Origin of the sequence: Butyrivibrio sp. VCB2001, assembly GCF_000423965.1 — a bacterium.
In the GTDB taxonomy this organism is placed as follows: domain Bacteria; phylum Bacillota; class Clostridia; order Lachnospirales; family Lachnospiraceae; genus Butyrivibrio.
In genome coordinates this window covers 96,544-113,671 of record NZ_AUIZ01000007.1, presented here as the reverse complement: position 1 = coordinate 113,671, position 17,128 = coordinate 96,544, and the positions used below count along the sequence as shown (strand labels likewise).

General features: G+C 44.8%; 15 protein-coding genes. All 15 read right to left on the bottom strand.

The window, feature by feature from the left end:
* Window positions 1–8: 8 nt before the first annotated feature.
* On the bottom strand, window positions 9–590 hold the full coding sequence (locus G589_RS0109335; RefSeq protein WP_026521948.1) for an ABC transporter ATP-binding protein: 582 nt from the start codon (window positions 588–590) through the stop codon (window positions 9–11).
* A complete protein-coding gene (locus G589_RS0109330) occupies window positions 587–1,315 on the bottom strand; it encodes an ABC transporter permease (RefSeq protein ID WP_051192297.1) in 729 nt (242 codons plus the stop codon). Before G589_RS0109330 ends, G589_RS0109335 begins: the two co-directional genes overlap by 4 nt.
* Before the next feature lie 17 nt (window positions 1,316–1,332).
* Complete coding sequence (locus G589_RS19430) at window positions 1,333–2,337, bottom strand: ABC transporter substrate-binding protein (RefSeq protein ID WP_051192283.1); 1,005 nt, start codon at window positions 2,335–2,337, stop codon at window positions 1,333–1,335.
* Window positions 2,338–2,361: 24 nt separating this feature from the next.
* Window positions 2,362–3,174, bottom strand: coding sequence for a nickel pincer cofactor biosynthesis protein LarB (gene larB / locus G589_RS0109320; protein ID WP_026521946.1), 813 nt, complete (start codon window positions 3,172–3,174; stop codon window positions 2,362–2,364).
* A 45-nt stretch (window positions 3,175–3,219) separates the two neighbouring features.
* Entirely contained in the window at window positions 3,220–5,484 is a 2,265-nt protein-coding gene (locus G589_RS0109315) for a glycoside hydrolase family 3 C-terminal domain-containing protein (protein ID WP_026521945.1), read from the bottom strand.
* Window positions 5,485–5,502: 18 nt separating this feature from the next.
* On the bottom strand, window positions 5,503–6,078 hold the full coding sequence (locus G589_RS0109310) for a histidine phosphatase family protein (RefSeq protein ID WP_026520464.1): 576 nt from the start codon (window positions 6,076–6,078) through the stop codon (window positions 5,503–5,505).
* A 7-nt stretch (window positions 6,079–6,085) separates the two neighbouring features.
* Complete coding sequence (rsgA, locus tag G589_RS0109305) at window positions 6,086–7,009, bottom strand: ribosome small subunit-dependent GTPase A (protein ID WP_026521944.1); 924 nt, start codon at window positions 7,007–7,009, stop codon at window positions 6,086–6,088.
* 5 nt (window positions 7,010–7,014) lie between these two features.
* Window positions 7,015–9,069 (bottom strand): Stk1 family PASTA domain-containing Ser/Thr kinase, encoded by a 2,055-nt coding sequence (pknB, locus tag G589_RS0109300; protein WP_026521943.1) that lies wholly within the window; start codon window positions 9,067–9,069, stop codon window positions 7,015–7,017.
* Entirely contained in the window at window positions 9,062–9,823 is a 762-nt protein-coding gene (locus G589_RS0109295) for a Stp1/IreP family PP2C-type Ser/Thr phosphatase (RefSeq protein ID WP_026521942.1), read from the bottom strand. Before G589_RS0109295 ends, pknB begins: the two co-directional genes overlap by 8 nt.
* Window positions 9,824–9,871: 48 nt before the next feature.
* Window positions 9,872–10,915, bottom strand: coding sequence for a 23S rRNA (adenine(2503)-C(2))-methyltransferase RlmN (gene rlmN, locus G589_RS0109290; protein WP_026521941.1), 1,044 nt, complete (start codon window positions 10,913–10,915; stop codon window positions 9,872–9,874).
* A 22-nt stretch (window positions 10,916–10,937) separates the two neighbouring features.
* Window positions 10,938–12,551: a PP2C family protein-serine/threonine phosphatase gene (locus G589_RS21100; RefSeq protein ID WP_051192282.1), complete on the bottom strand. Its 1,614-nt coding sequence runs from the start codon at window positions 12,549–12,551 to the stop codon at window positions 10,938–10,940.
* Window positions 12,515–12,997, bottom strand: a complete 483-nt coding sequence (locus tag G589_RS0109280; protein WP_026521940.1) for a LytS/YhcK type 5TM receptor domain-containing protein — start codon at window positions 12,995–12,997, stop codon at window positions 12,515–12,517. Before G589_RS0109280 ends, G589_RS21100 begins: the two co-directional genes overlap by 37 nt.
* A gap of 21 nt (window positions 12,998–13,018) precedes the next feature.
* Window positions 13,019–14,407, bottom strand: a complete 1,389-nt coding sequence (gene rsmB / locus G589_RS0109275) for a 16S rRNA (cytosine(967)-C(5))-methyltransferase RsmB (RefSeq protein WP_026521939.1) — start codon at window positions 14,405–14,407, stop codon at window positions 13,019–13,021.
* 768 nt (window positions 14,408–15,175) lie between these two features.
* Window positions 15,176–16,246, bottom strand: a complete 1,071-nt coding sequence (locus G589_RS0109270) for a CPBP family intramembrane glutamic endopeptidase (protein WP_026521938.1) — start codon at window positions 16,244–16,246, stop codon at window positions 15,176–15,178.
* 146 nt (window positions 16,247–16,392) lie between these two features.
* Complete coding sequence (locus tag G589_RS0109265) at window positions 16,393–17,103, bottom strand: zinc metallopeptidase (protein ID WP_051192281.1); 711 nt, start codon at window positions 17,101–17,103, stop codon at window positions 16,393–16,395.
* Window positions 17,104–17,128 lie beyond the last annotated feature (25 nt).

The window sequence follows — 17,128 nt, the reverse complement described above, 5'->3', positions numbered from 1 at the left end:
TCTCCTTTTCATACCATTTGAATTACTCTGCCAAATTCAAGTCCTCTGGTGTCATGTGTTGTAAGTACCAGTGCCCCGGACCCCTGTTTATGCCTTATATATTCGATGCACTTTTCTCTGGACTCATCATCAAGTCCCGTAAAAGGTTCATCCATTATTAAAATATCACTGGGAATAGCGCAGGCTCTGACGATTGCCACTCGTCTTCTCTGGCCTCCCGACAGCTCTTTTACCGGTTTATGGATTGCTTCCTCCGGAAGGAGCTGCAGTAGCTCCTGCGTCACCGTCTCCTTAAAGACCTTTCTGCTGACCATGGTCACGTTGGTGACTGCGTCTGCGTCCTCGCACAGGCGATCCTCCTGAAATACCGTTCCCGAATTTATATAGGGGTATTTGTAATCGCCAAGGAGCTTGACCGTCCCCTCATCAGGTTTCTCCAGTCCCAGGATCAGCCTAAGGAGCGTTGTCTTTCCGCAGCCCGAAGGCCCGGTTATTATGTAGCTGTGTTCTTCTTCTATATTCAGATTAAAGTTATCAAGTACGGTCCTGCCGTCGTATGACTTCTTTACATCCTTTACTTCAATTGTCATTTTGCTCTCCCGATAGCCAGGGCAAGTATCTTTTCACAGATAAAAGAGATCAGGACGATCACTATTGTCCAGGCAAAAAGTTCTCCGGTCTCAAGATATACCTTGGCGAGATACAGACCGTTCCCCATGGTGTGAAGGGGCTGTCCGATTACCTCCGCTGCAATTCCGCTCTTAAAGCTCATTCCGATCGCCAGTTTAAAGGCACTCTGGAAAAATGGCTTTAGCTGCGGCAAAAAGATATATCTCACTGTCCTTAGTCTCGGCATTCTGAAAACCTGTGCCATCTCCAGCATTTTGACGTCAGTGCTCAGGAACCCTTCGAGAGTGCTCAGATACAGGATTGGAAAGACCACCATTGCACATATTATCACTGAGATATTCCTGCTTCCAAACCATATCAGAAGAAGGATTACAAAGCTGGCTACAGGAACTGACTTAAGCGTTACAACAAAGGGCTTTAAAAAGTCCCTTGCCACTTCGTTTGTATACGCCAGATAAGCTGCTGCTATTCCCAAAACTGAGCCGATGAAAAATCCAAGAAGGATCCTTGTGCTGCTCTCTGCTATCGACTCCCAGAAGTCAGAAGTCTGTGACAGGCTTATCAGCACTTTTAGCGTCTCCAAAGGTCCTGCCAAAAGTATTTTATTGTGGATTATAAAAGCCACCAGCTGCCAGATTAAAAGCCAGGCAATCACCGGAATGACCTTACGCAAAACTTTTTTCACCAGGTTTTTTCTCCCAATCATACCCCGTAATAAAACTCATCGCCGGGAAGACTTCCACCTACAGACTTGGGATCCTGTTCAAATAAAACCTTGAGATACCCTTCGAGGGCTTGCTTCATCTCTTTTCCCGTAATACAGGTAATGTTGCAGTTTGGAATAGCCTTCTTGGCAAGTGGCTCCTTGGCTATGATGCCCTGCTCAACTACAAGTGCTGCAGTTGTATCAACGTCTGAAAGAGCCTTGTCAGCACTCTCTTTGTGAGCTGCAAGGAAAGCCTCAACGAGACTACCGTGCTCCTTTATGAAGGAGTTGGCTGCAACGGTTACACCTGTTACAATCTTGCAGTCTGAATTAACCTTAGCCCACTCATCATTAAGGTCAAAAGAGATCTTAAGAGCCTCGTTCTGAGCAAGAGCTGCAGTTACAAAAGGCTGTGGAAGAATAGCTACTGCATCGGCATTCTCTGCAAATATTGAAACAATTTCAGTCGGCTCAGACTTGAACTCAAGATTGCAGTCCGTTACGCCGTTTGCCTCAAGCAAATATCTTATTGTATATTCGGGAACTGCTCCCTGACCTGTTGCATATACAGTCTTGCCTGAAAGGTCAGAAACAGATTTGATCTCATCACCTGCAGATATGCAGTTTAAAACTCCTAATGTGTTGATATCGATAACGGATACGCCGCCCTCTACCTTGGTATTCATTACGCATGCCACATTGGCAGGTACCAGGGCAATGTCAACTTCTCCGGCAACCATGGCTGCCATTACATCGGAGCCTGCTGTATACATCTCAAAAGTATAATTACCTTCTGCTTCACCTTTATTGATCTTGTCAACCAGATTAACAAGTCCGATGGTGGTTGCCCCCTTCATGGCTCCTATGCGGATTGTTGTATCATCCTTTTTCTCGACAGCTCCACAGCCCATAAGCGCGCTTGCCACTGTTCCGAGGATGATTGCAAGGATAAGTACCAGTGCAATGATTGACAGTACTCTCTTTGATTTAGTTGTTTGCATTTTTGTCTAATACTCCAGTCTTATTTATTTTTGGTTTATCATGCCTGCGAGATACCCGGCGCCAAAACCATTATCTATGTTGACCACGCTGACTCCGCTTGCGCATGAATTAAGCATGGACAAAAGAGCTGCTATACCTCCGAAAGAAGCTCCGTATCCGACACTTGTGGGAACTGCAATAACAGGCACGGAAGATAAACCTCCGATCACGCTTGGCAGTGCGCCTTCCATTCCCGCAATGGCTATGATGACACGGGCAGTCATGATCTCTTCCATGGGTTCCTTGGCCAGGAGCCTGTGTATTCCGGAAACTCCGACATCATAGAGCCTTACGACTTTATTGCCAAAAAACTCAGCTGTAAGAGCCGCCTCCTCAGCAATGGGAATATCACTGGTTCCTCCGGTGGCAATGACAATCTTGCCCTCGCCTTCATAGCTCTCCGATTTTCCTTCATGCGGAACTGAGAATTCAGGCTTTCCGGATTCTTTATAGGCTATACCCACCTTGCTGATCTCATCATAGAGAAAGAAGTTTCCTTCATCCTCTTTTATATTACTCTGATAGTAGTTCGCTGCTTCGGCGGACATTCTGGTTATCAGCACTCTGTCCTGGCTGTGGGAAAGAAGTGCTCTTGAGATTTCAAGGATCTGCTCCGGTGTCTTGCCCGCGCCATATATGACCTCAGGCTTACCCTGCCTAATTCCCCTGTGGAAATCAGGCCTTGCAAACCCCATATCTTCAAAAGGCTCTTCCTTTAGGCTAAGCAGTGCATCATCAACTGATATATCACCGCTCTTTACCAGATTCAAAAGGTCTTTTACACTTCTCTCATCCATAGAATGTCTCCATTATCAGCGCATATTAACCTAATATAGATTTTATCATAGGTTTATTTCATCAAGCAATTTCTGAACATCATCCACGGTCATCATGCCGAAGCTTGCAAGGCTGAGAACAGGCATCTCTTTGATCATCTTCTCAAACATCTTGGCGCCTGCTTCACCAAGGGATTCATCGCTTCCGCCCTCTTTATCGTTCTCGGCAAGAACCTTGTCGATCATAGGTCCAAGGACCTCTTTTCCCTTCCTGCTCTCAAGGATATCCTCGATAGGAGTAAAGGTCGTGAAGTTGTGAGGGAGCTCGACTGTTCCCTCAACATGTACATTTACTGTGTGTCTGATGTCATTGGAGGAAGCTCCAATCATCACGCTGTAATCTCCGCTCTCAACATAGAAGTCATGGAGCTTGTCATTGTAGTAGGAAAAAGACCTCTTGTCCAGCGCAAAGGTTACCGTCTGACTCTCACCTGGTTTAAGCTCAATCTTCTTAAAGCCCTTAAGCTCCTTGTGAGGTCTTGATACCCTTGGATCATTCTCTGAAACATAGAGCTGAACTACTTCCTTGCCGGCGTATCTGCCAACATTCCATACATCGATGCTGACATTAACAGTGTCATTGTCTGTTATGCTGTCTTTATCTATCTTCATATTTGAGTATTCAAACTCAGTGTATGTAAGGCCGTGTCCGAACGGGAACAGCACAGACATTCTCTTCTTCTCATAGTATCTGTAACCGATGTAGATTCCTTCTGCATATACAGGATTTCCATGATCTCCCGGGAAGTTCAAAAAGCTTGGGTTATCTGAAAGCTTGATGGGATATGTCTCTGCAAGCTTACCTGAAGGATTTACGTCTCCCCAGAGCAGTCTTACCGTAGCCTCTCCCACTGCATCACCGGCCAGCATCATATCAAGCACAGCATCCACGCTGTCAATCCAAGGCATTGCAACTGCTCCGCCGTTGTGAAGAACAACCACTACCTTCTTGCCAAGGTTTGAAAGATCCGCAATGAGCTTGTTCTGATCCTGCGGAAGATTGATATCGTCTCTGTCAAAACCTTCTGACTCATACGAAGCCGGAAGTCCTGCAAATACCACGATAACATCAGCATTCTCTGCTGCCTTCATGGCCTCTTCCCTGAGGACATAATCGTTCTTTGCATCTGCTGTATCATATCCGCGGGCAAAAGAAACTCCCTTGTTCTTAGCCGCATCCAAAGCACTTGATACACAGATGCTGTTTATGTGTGATGAGCCTGAGCCCTGGTATCTGGGCTTTGTAGCAAACTCTCCCACGAACAGGACTTTCTTGTCGCCCTTAAGGGGAAGTACCTTGTTATTCTTCAAAAGAACCGCACTATTCTCCGCAAGCTCTTTTGCCAGAGCGTAGTCAGCTGCTCTTGTAGCCTCATCTGAAGGCTTAGGATCAGCAGGAACGCTCTCCTCATTCCAGAAAAATACATTAAGGATGCGAGTAACAGCTTTATCAACCAGAGCTTCATCCAGGTCTCCATCTTCTACTGCAGCGATTATGGCCTTCTCGTGATCCTCGTGTCCACCGGGCATAACAAGGTCAAGTCCTGCCTGTACACCTTTGGCCGGTCCCTTTCCTGCACCCCAGTCGGTTACAACAAAGCCGTCAAATCCCCATTTATCCCTGAGGACATCGGTGAGCATATATTTGTTCTCGGAAAGATAGGTTCCGTTTAACTGGTTGTAGGCACACATGATGGACTTTGGATGAGCCTCTTTTACCAGGATTTCAAACGCCTGAAGATATATCTCGTGAAGTGTCCTCTCATCAACGATTGAATTGCCGGACATTCTCCTGTATTCCTGATTGTTCGTCGCAAAATGCTTGGGGCAGGCAGCTACACCCTTTGACTGAACGCCACTTACAAATGCAGCAGCGAGCTTACCTGCAAGGTATGGATCCTCTGAGAAATACTCAAAGTTTCTTCCGCAGACAGGGCTCCTTTTCATGTTAAGGCCGGGGCCAAGAAGCATGCTGATGTGCTCGCGGATGCACTCTTCACCGAGTCTTTCTCCGAGCTTTTTCTCCATATCCACATCAAAGCTTGATGCAAGAGTGTTTGCAGAAGGATAGCAAACCGTCTTGATACTCTCTTTCTTGCCAAGATGGTCCGGATCACCTTCCTGTTTTCTTAGGCCGTTAGGTCCGTCACACATCATATATCCCTTGATGCCAAGCCTGTCGATGGCCTGAGTATGCCAGAAATCTCCTCCCGAAAGAAGTGATGCCTTTTCCTGCAATGTCATTTTTGAAACAAGTTCAGATACGTTCATGCTTTAGTCTCCTTGTCTTTACTGAATATCCTCTACCAGTCTGTGTTTGCCGTCTATGCATTCATAGACAAAAATCTCGCAGTTCTTGGGCCTTGGTCTCCAGATGATTCCGCTCTTTTTATTTTCAAGATACCCTCTTATGGGTCTTATTATTCCTCCGTGGCAGGCAACCAGTACGTTCTCGTAATCCTTCTGTTCCAGCTCCTTAAGAAAAGAGCTTGTCCTGTCTATCATCTCCTGAATGGTCTCAACGCCCTTCGGAGCCTTAAACAGTTCCGGGAAGCTCCAGTACAGCATCATCGGAATTCCTGTTCCGTAATAGTTCATCAGCTCATACTTACCAAAGTTTGCCTCGATGATACGCTCATCCTTTATGATCTCTTCTTCCGAAACATTTCCGATGATCTGCGCAGTCTTGACCGCCCTTATAAGAGGGCTTGAATATACTGCATCAAACTTTATATCTCCCAGCGTCTTTCTTCTTGCCGTTGCCTGAGCAATGCCGACTTCATTTAAGGGAATGTCGCTTCTTCCCTGCATCATTCTCTTTTTGTTGTAGTCTGTCTGGCCGTGTCTTGTTACATAAATCTTCATTCTAAAATCATTTCTCCGAGTTCTTCTTTTTTGAATAGTCAGGACGGGCGTTCTTTAAGTCCTTGTAGATTATCCTGTAATTGTCATATCTGACGTTTGAGAGTTCACCGGCTTCCAGTGCAGCCTTTACGCCGCAGTCGGGCTCTGCTATGTGAGAGCAGCCACCAAACCTGCAGGAAGGCTCAAACTCCTCAAACTCAGGGTAATATCCCATAAGTTCATCCGCAGTGACATCACGCAGCTCTAATGATGTAAAGCCGGGAGTGTCGATTATGAAGGTATCCTCGTCGCCCTCAGAAAGCTCTTTTACGTAAAAGAGCTCTGAATGCCTTGTAGTGTTCTTGCCTCTGTCAATCTTTCTGCTCAGCTCGCCGATCTGCATATCCGCATCGGGAACCAGCTTGTTTAAAAGAGATGACTTGCCAACGCCGCTGGGGCCTGCAAGAGTGGAGGTCTTACCCTTAAGAAGTGCCTTTAGTTCATCAAGGCCGCGCTCTTCTTTAACACTGACAAACAAGACCTTATAGCCGCATTTCTCATAGGCATCATGGAGCTCTTTCTGCTCCTCAGCAGTTGCTATATCCTGCTTGTTAAAGCAGATGATAACAGGGAGATTCTGCTGCCTCATCATGATAAGAAAGCGGTCTAACAGATTGTAATTGGGATCAGGCTTGACAATAGCGAACAAAATAACCGCCTGGTCAACATTTGCAACAGGCGGTCTGTATAGACAGTTTTTTCTAGGCAGGATATCGGTTAGATTCCCCTGCCTGTTATCTTCATCAATTATTTCGATCTCTACATTATCGCCGACTATGGGTTTTATTCCGGACTTTCTAAAGATTCCCTTGGCCTTGCATTCATAGACCTTAAGATCTGTTGTCTCCACATAGTAAAACCCGGCGATGCCCTTAAGAATTCTACCTCGCATAAGGGTTAGTTCTCCTGCGTGAAAGTAACCGCTCTGGTTACCGTGTACTCCTGGCTCTGTCCACCTGTGGTCTCACCTGTCTCAGGATTGGTGGAGGTTGGAGTAGTTGCTGTGTAAACAAAGGTGATGGTACCTGTAGGAGCTGTAATTCCCTTGTAAGTACCCTGTACCGGGAAATCAGTGGTTGTGGTGCTAAGCAGCGTTGTTCCGTCTGATGTGACCAGTGTCACCTTTACAGGAATTCCGTATGTAAAATTCTCTCCCTCAGTGGGAGCTGATATCTCTGCATTGTAGCTGTAAGTTACCTTGGCAGGACCTGTTGAAAGCTCCATGTTGATAACCGTGCCCTGTGAAACAGATGTCTGAGGTGCGATGCTCTGAGCGCAGATAAGACCTGTAAGGTTGGAATCCTCATTGGTGGTCTCTACAACCTTACCCGCTTCAAGGCCTGCTTCTACCAAAGTGATAACAGCATCTTCAGATGTCATGCCGATGATGTTGGGCACTGTAACCTGTCCCTCTGACTTGGCAGTTGAAACCTCAGTTGTAGCAGCTGCTGCCTGAGAGTTGTAATTTGATCCGTCACTTATGTAGATCGTAACCTTGGATCCGCTCTTTACCTTGCTTCCTGATGAAGGATTCATGGAAACAACTGTGTCCTTGGCTGCAGTATTTGCTGAATCTGCTGCCTTCTCAACATCAAACCCCTTGTCGTCGTGAAGGATCGAAACTGCCTCAGCCATTGTCTTACCTACAACGTCCGGAACCTCAATCCCGTCCGATGCATCAGAAGCTGATTCAGTGCTTGAAAGCTCTGTGCTTGCGCCTTCTGTAGGCTCCTGCGATCCACCGAATATTCCAAGGCTTCTTCCAAGAAGGAGAAGTACTATAAATCCTACAAGAGCAGCTGAAATGATCGCCATTACAATGGTCATCTTCTCAACCTTGGACTGTGTGGAATTAGAGCCGGAGCCTGAACCCGTTCTTCGTCTGTTTGATGACTTTGGATAGCCGTAGAAATCGTCATCATCGTCATAAGTTCTTCTCTTAGGTCTCTTTTTATCGTAATCGTCGTAGTGATCGTCTCTGTCGTAATCACCCATCACATCGGACTTAAGCCTCATCTGCTCTGTATCAGAGAGCTTACCAGTTCCGCTGTGAAGTATCTCTTCCTCTTCCTCGGAAGCAACCCTTGTAGCGCCCTCTTCATCGGGATCCACAAGTGAAACGAAGTCCTTGTCGGGAGTGATAAGTGATCTCTTAAGGTCAGCTATAAGCTCCTGAGCATTCTGATAACGTCTGTCAGGGCTCTTCTGGCAACACTTAAGAACAATCTTCTCTACACTTATAGGTATCTCATCATTGAACTCAGCAGGGCTTGGAAGCTCCTCCTGAATATGCTTGATCGCAATTGCAACGGTTGTGTCACCGTTGAAAGGAACTCTTCCTGTGAGCATCTCAAAGAGCGTGATACCAAGTGAGTAGATATCACTCTTGGCATCGCTGTATCCGCCTCTTGCCTGCTCAGGAGATGTATAGTGAACCGATCCCATAACATTGGAGGTAATGGTGTTACTGGTGGCAGCCTTGGCGATACCAAAGTCTGTTACCTTAACCTTACCGTCCCTTGAGATCATGATATTCTGCGGCTTAATATCTCTGTGTATGATACCGTTGTTGTGAGCAGCCTCAAGTCCCATAGCCACCTGGATTGCTATGCTGACTGCCTCCTTGACGGAGAGCCTTGACTTCTTCTCAATGTATTTCTTGAGAGTGATACCATCAACAAGCTCCATTACTATGTAGTTGATGCCGTCCTCGTCTCCTACGTCATATACATTAACAGTATTTGGGTGTAAGAGACCTGCTGTTGACTGCGCTTCTACCCTGAACTTGGATACGAAGTTCTCATTCTCTGAAAACTCCTGCTTGAGCACTTTAACAGCTACAAGTCTATTAAGCTTATGATCTTTTGCTTTGTAAACGTCGGACATTCCGCCGGTGCCGATCTTTTCAAGCACCTCATAGCGATCCCCGATCACCATTCCAATCTTAACCATCTATTCCTCCGGTGTGCCCATGCTCATCTGCGTAAGGCTCAATCAAAATAACAGCTATGTTGTCCTTGCCTCCGTTGTTGTTGGCCTGTTCAACTAATTTTTGCGCCTTTTCAATAATATCTCTCTGCCCGCTTACTATCATGCGGATTTCTTCATCCTCAAGCATGTTTGTAAGTCCGTCAGAGCACATGAGCACAATGTCCCCACGATTTAATTCCACATTAAAAAAGTCGATGTCTACTGTTTCAGTGGCACCGATAGCCCTGGTAATTATATTCTTATCAAGGTGAGTCCTTGCAGTTTCTCTGTCAATTCCGCCCATGCGAACCATCTCTTCCACAAGAGAATGGTCTCTGGTAATCTGTGTGATCTTGTCATTGATGACATAGAGCCTTGAGTCTCCGACATTTGCTACCTGCAAAAATCTTCCCAGCACAGTGGCTGCAACAACTGTTGTACCCATTCCAAAGAGGCTGGGATCCTCTGCTGCCTTCTCTCGAAGCTTCCTGTTGGCTATCTTGATAGCATTCTCCAATATCTTCACAGGGCTCTGTTCAAAAGACCTCTCGATTTCCTCCACCATGGTATCAACGGTAAATCTCGATGCATAGTCACCTGCATTGTGACCTCCCATTCCGTCAGCAACAATAAAGACGTTGGAGAGATTACCTATCCTGGTGTCTGAGGAAAAGACATAATCCTGATTTAGTTTTCTCTTTTTTCCTATATCCGTAATGGAAAAAGTCTTAAGCAAAACTGCCTCCTAAGAGTACATTTATTCATGGAAAAAAAGCAGGTGGTACTATTTCTCTTCCAAATGGCGCCTGCGCAACTGTCCACAGGCTCCGTCTATGTCCCTGCCCATTTCTCTTCTAATAGTAGCATTTATATGGTTTTTTTCAAGCTTATTTTTGAACTGCTCAGCGCCCTTGCGGTCAGTGGGTTTAAAGGTTCTCTCCTTGATGGGGTTAACAGGAATCAGGTTCACAACAGCGTTAAGACCTTTGAGCAAATCAGATAATTCTGCTGCGTCTTTGTCTGTATCATTTACGCCACTTACAAGGGAATACTCAAAGGTGAGCTGTCTTCCCGTCTTGTCAAAGTATGCCTTGCAGGCATCAAGTACTTCCTTGATTGTGTACTTGTTGGCTATGGGCATAAGCTCTTTTCTCTTCTCATCGTTAGATGCATGAAGGGAGAGAGCCAGGTTAATAGCAAAATCTTCGTCTGCAAGCTTATATATGTTGGGGACGATTCCGCAGGTGGATATGGTAAGGTTCCTCTGTCCCAGGTTGTGACCGTCAGGATCACTTAGGAGCCTTACGAATTTCACTACGTTGTCGTAGTTATCAAGTGGCTCTCCGCTACCCATGACTACTACTCTGGCAACCTTCTCCCCTGTAATCCTGGATATAGCATATATCTGGTCCAGCATCTCCGATGGTAAAAGACCTCTCACTACTCCGTCAATTGTCGAGGCGCAGAACTTGCATCCCATCCTGCATCCAACCTGAGATGAGATACATACGCTGACTCCGAATTTATACTTCATGAAAACACTCTCGATGACATTGCCATCGGAGAGTGCAAATAAGAACTTCTTAGTGTCGTCGAGTTTAGACTCCTGGAGATCAACCTGCTTAAGTGATGTATAATCGAAGTTTTCAAGAAGCTTGTTTTTTAGCGCTGCCGGAATGTTGGTCATCTCGTCATAGCTTCTTGCCATCTTCACATGCATCCACTGATAGAGCTGCTTAGCCCTAAAAGCCGGCTCTCCCAAATCCTTGATAACCGCTGTAAGCTCATCAAGATTCAGAGACTTAATATCTCTTTTTAAATCGTACATCTATATCTCCTGTAAACTAAATTTACGCCACCGGGTCTTTATACTTAAAGCCAAGCATGGTGACATCATCAAACTGATCGGCCTCTCCGACAAACTGAGCAAGATCATTTCTTACTCTCGGAAGAAGTCTGTCCAGAGGAATATCCTTGTTTGCATTAAGGGCAGACAGAAGTCTTTCTGTGCCATACTGCTTAATGTCTTTATCTATAGCCTCAGGAATACCATCGGTGTAAACAAAGATCTCATCTCCGTACTTAAGATCAATCTCATAATCCTTGAACTTAATTCCCTCTATGGTTGCAAGCGCCAGGAAGTGCTTATCCTTAAGCAGCTCATAGTCCCCGTCCTTATGCCTGATTATAGGATACTCATGTCCGGCATTTGAACATCTCATGACTCCGGTCTTAAGATTCATGATTCCGATCCAGACCGTAACGAACATATCCGCATCATTACCTTCACAAAGAACCTCATTAACCTTCTCGAGGATATCGGAAGGGTTTGAACCCTGAACTGCAGTACTTCTGATGGCAGCCTTACTCCTCATCATGAACAGGGATGCAGGAATACCTTTTCCTGATACATCGGCAATGACCAGTGCCATGTTATCAGCATCAATAAAGAAGAAATCGTAGAAGTCTCCACCGACCTCTTTTGCCGGATCCATGGTGGCAAATATCTCAACATCTTTTCTCGGAATATGGAAATTCTGAGGAAGAGCTGATTCCTGAATGGATTTCGCAAATTCCAGCTCCTGGGCTATGCGCTTTTCCGCAGCATCAATATAGCCCTTCAAAACATTAACGGTCTGGTTGATGTCATCTGAAAGTGATGCAAACTCTGATGAGTTATAGACATCTACTGTCTCATTGAGATCTCCGTTGGTGATCTTGTTGAGTGACTCATTGACAAGATCCAGGTTATTAACAACTATTTCCTGAACAAGCATTGATATAAGGACATATATGACCGTAAACAAAATGATGTCAGCAAGAGCTGTCTCATAAGATGCTGCATCTCTGTCGTCGTATACCTCTTCAGAAGGAAGGCTGACCAGAAGTATCTCGCCGTTTGCAAGTGTATCCGCTCTGCAGAACGAATCCACCCCATACGCCGTTGCTCTGTACATTCCCTTATCAACGTTTGTCTGCAAAGCAGCCAGCTCCGGATCTGACAAATGATCTCCCTTATGTCCGCCGGTAATACTAAGACCCGATTCCCTTATGATATTAAAATCTCCGGTCTCTCCGACATGGGAGTGCAGAACATTAATGTTATAGTTCTTTTCACGGACTTCGTTGTATGTCTCAATAATATCCGCTGAAGCCGTTGCAAGCCTCTCAGTCGTATTCTGAACGGCTGATGCAGTCTGAACAGCAAAAGAAAAGGCAAAGCTGACAACAATGATGATGGCGCTTACCAGAAACAGCCAGCGCTGGAATTTCTGAGCTACCTGAATCTCTGAATCCTTGCGTCTCTTAAACGGGTTCTTCCATTCTCCTACATAAATCTTAAGTGCATTGGCACAAAGCGCAAGTCCTATTCCGGTGAATATGATCATAGGAGGTGCGCAGACCTTTACAACATAAAAGGCCATCTTCAGGTCATCTCTGTGTGTAACGAACACAACATACATATGAAAACTTCCATTACCGCGCCCATGAAAAACGCATAGGTTGCGGAAGGCTTTTTTCTCTTAAAAATAAATATGCTCATGAAGGCTGCAACAAAGCCCGAGAGTCCGGTTGAAACGCTGCAGGCAACCTTGGTATAAGAGCCGATACCCCAGTAAGCACCTGCAATATATCTCTCTATACCGCCTATAACTCCTGCGATTATTCCGGCCAGAGGATCAAAGAAAAGTCCTGCGCAAAGAGGGCCCATATCCCTGACATTTATCAGCATATGGCTGTAGTCAACGCCATAATGAGTAGAGAGTATTGCACATCCGGCATAAACCGCAGCCAAAAGGATCCTTATGGGCCAGGTTATCTTCTTGTCACGAAGATATATCCACAGGAGCACCGTAAGTATTGTGATAGCCAAGGTTATACCTGACATTTTTAAGATCATAAAAAGCATGTCTTTACTCCTCTTGTCTTGTTACTCTGCTTTTCTTCTGAGCTTTGAGATAAAGAATCCGTCAGTTCCAAATTCGCCTGGAAGCAGCTGAATATAGCCGCTTTCAGCGGTCTGCAAAAGAGCTTTCTCCTGCATTTTAGGAGGAAGCTTGTCCTTAAAGCTTATGGGCTCAAAAGGAAGTTCACTGCAGATCCTGCTAAACATCTCTTCGTTCTCTTCCCTGTTTACAGTACAGGTGGAATACATCAGGATTCCTCCGGGCTTAACATAGTCCCAGGCAGTCTTAATGATTTCCCACTGAAGCTTTGAAACATCCGTAAGGCTTTGTTTTGTTACGTTATATTTTATATCGTTCTTTCTTCCGATTATCCCAAGACCTGAACAGGGTAAATCTAAATATAATATATCTGCTTTATTCTCGAGGCTGCTGTCGTGTATCCTGGCATCGTGAACTTCTACTTTCACATTTGTCATGCCCATACGCTCAGCATTTTCCCTGATGAGTTCACATTTCCTATCTGACACATCTCTGGAAATAACAACTCCTGCATCATCAGTGTGGTCAGTTTCTTCTGTTTCCTTTACTCTCTCGGCAGCGTGAAGACTCTTTCCACCGGGAGCTGCACAGACATCGATAACAACCTGAGAGGGCTTTGGATCAGCAATCTCCGTGACCATCATGGAGCTCACATCCTGCACAAAGAACATACCCTCATCATATCCCGGAAGGAATCTGATGTTGTCGGTCTTTTCAAGATTTAAGGCATAGGGAAGAATATCGCTTTCTGTTACGATAACTCCGGCCTGCGTCAACTCTTTTACAAATTTCTCTTTGTCGCACCCTGCTACAAGCCTGATGGTTGTAGGACGCGCTTCTAAGAAAAACTTAAGGATTTCTTCTGTCTTATCAAAGCCATAGGTAGAAACCCACATTTCGCACAGCCACTTAGGCATGGAATAAAGCGCATTGAGGTAATCTATACCGTTATTTTCATCCTTGGAAGGATATTCGATCTTGTCCTTATTTCTTGATATGTTGCGAAGGACTCCGTTAACAAAGCCTTTCAGCCCCGCAAACTTATGCTTCTGTGCAAGCTTTACCGCCTCGTTACAGGCAGCAGAATCAGGAACACTGTCCATAAACATGATCTGATAAACACTCATACGAAGAAGGCTTCTGATAAGTGGCTGCATCCTGTCCACTTTGGTCTTGGAAAAAGAGTTTAAGACGTAATCGATCTGAATCTGTCTCTCGATGCATCCGTCCACCACCCTCTTCATGAAGGCCTTATCCCTGCTCTCAAGGTAATCATATTTATTCAGGCTGTCTTTTAAAAGGGATGGCTTTCTAACGCCATCCCTGTCATATTCAATTAGGATACCCAGAACTATTTCTCTGATATTTGCCATGATTTTCTCCAAGTACTTATATATATATTCAATTATCTGATGTATTATGGAATTTTGTCAAACACGAGTCAATGGGGACGTTTCACTTTGACTCAAAATGAGACACCGGGGACGTTTCACTTTGACTCATTTTGAGTCAATGGGGACGGTTCTCTTTGACTTATTTTTATGTGCGGTGAATTATGGGACGGAAAGTGCATCACAAGACCTTCTATAAAGTTATGTTGGTTGGAGCTTGTTTTTGAAATGCATCACAAAAATTGATATATGAAAAAATAGTTGGAAATTACAAGCTCTTTCCAAGCCACAGATCAGAATAATTTGATTCCTAACGCTCATCCTACATCACAACACTTGGCCTACGGATGCCATGTGATGTAGTTTAATATGGCCACTCAAAAATCCTTTTTGCAATTTCCAACTATTTTTCGTATAGAAGAAAATTGTGGGGTGGTCGAAATTACGTTTCCAACCATGGTTAAAATTATCAGCCTGTTGTGATGCACTGTAATAGCGAAATCTCCTCCGGATAAACTAATTGTAATTATGTAGTTATAAGCCCCCTTATCCTGCCCGCCTTAGTGACCAATCGCTCATAAAAATACCGGAGTCAAGGGACAGTACGCTGGGCGCCGCTCTTTGGCGCCCAGGTAGCCCTTGGCTCCGGTATCTTTATGAGCAACTATCTATTGGCGGCGGGCTGATAAGCTAAAGTCCCGCAACATTGTCAGCTTTTGAGTCAATATGAAACGTCCCCGGTGTCTCATTTTAAACTGCAGTGTCCAGAGTATTGATATCCTCAGTCACTTTTTTCTTATTGAAGATTGGTGCGAAGATGAACAGAGCAAAGATCAGACTTCTGATCAGCATTATCGGAATCTGAGACCAGGTCAGGCTCTGGTTCTGAAGCACGTTAACATCTCCGCCCGTGAATATAACAACGTAATTATTATTGATGAAATGCATTATTGCTATAGCCCAGATATTCTGAGTCTTCATATATGCATAGCCAAAGAAAATTCCCATTGTTACACAGGTTATAATCTGTGTGACAAGAAGCTGCGGACCTGAAGTAGTTGAATAGAACATGAAATCAGCAGCTGTATGCCAGATTCCCCATACAACACCCACGAGAATAACACCAAGTCTAAGGCCAAACTTCTTTTGCATGATTGGCTGCAGGTAATAGCGCCAGCCATACTCTTCACCAAGAAAAGCAATCATGGTTATTGGGAAATTCAGCATGATCATTGCTGCACTAAACCAGTTCATGGGATTGAAGGTCATTGCATTTAATTCAGAAAAATCACCGATTCCCTCTCCTGCTGCTATGTTGGCCGAAAGCTGTGCAATATAGAATCTGCAAAAGAAAAGTACAACAAACACAAGGATCATCACTATGCTAAGCAAAACATTCTTTCTGCAAAGTCCCGTATTCTCCCTCTTTTCTCTTCCGCAAGCCCAGAATGCTATATAGGCAACAACACTTCCAATCATAAGAATATACTGACTGTACAGATTCCAGTTGGAGACCATTCCGGCGCCACTGTCAATCATCTGCTGTGGTGCAAAAGCAGATATTACTGCCATTATAACCATGATCGCTGATGTAACAAGAAACGTGATGAATCCAACCATAGGGAGTTTCTTTTCTTTCCTGTCAAACAGCAGCATACCGATTATTACTCCGCAAGCAGGGTAAGTCATCATCGCATTGACGAAGGCCGTCAGGTCTTTTTCCCCCTTAAGTCCCAGGAACATAAATATGCTCATCAGCGCTGTCATGCCAAAGGCTACAGCAAAAAAGACATACAACTTTTTTCTTTCATTAACACTCATCTTTTTATTCCTCCTTGAATATACAATTTACCACTCAAGCCATAAATTGTGTCCCCATACACTAATTTGAGCGGATTTTACACTCAATTTATACTAGCATAAAAAAAGAAGCCCGCGGCGGTTATTCCGCAGGCTTCACAAATTATTCATCTTCTTCTGTTGTTAAGGAGCACGAGCCTTAAGAGCTGTACTACTGCAGATGCAGCGCTTGCCACATAGGTCATGGCTGCTGCGCTTAAGACCTTCCTTGAAGAATCCACTTCTTCCGGTCCAAGTATTCCGTAATCTTCAAGCATCACCAGTGCTCTGTGTGAAGCATTAAACTCCACAGGAAGCGTTACAACCTGGAACAGAACTGCCAGTGAGAACACCCAGATCCCGATGGTGATAAGAGGCGAAAAGCTCAGGAACAATCCAAGAAGTATGATCGGTATTCCGGCCTTAGAGCCAATGTTTGCCGCAGGTAATATGGTCGACCTTATCTGCAACGGAACATATCCCGTGTGGTGCTGAAGTACATGGCCGCATTCATGAGCCGCTACACCTACTGCAGCAACCGAATTTGAACCATAAGTAGCATCGGAGAGATTCACCGTTTTGGTTCTTGGATCATAGTGGTCTGTAAGATTCCCCGGAACATGCTGTACTGCAACATCTGTGATTCCGTTTCGCCTAAGGATCTCCATGGCTGCCATAGCGCCGGTCATTCCACTCATGCTGCGTATTCTGTTATATTTCTTATAAACTGATGAAACTCTTGCACTGGCTATCATGCAGACGATAGCCATTATAATTGTCAGGATATACATAGGGTCAATACCAAATCCATATCCCATTCTTCCCATTCCGTAATACATAGTGATAAATCACCTCTTTTCAATT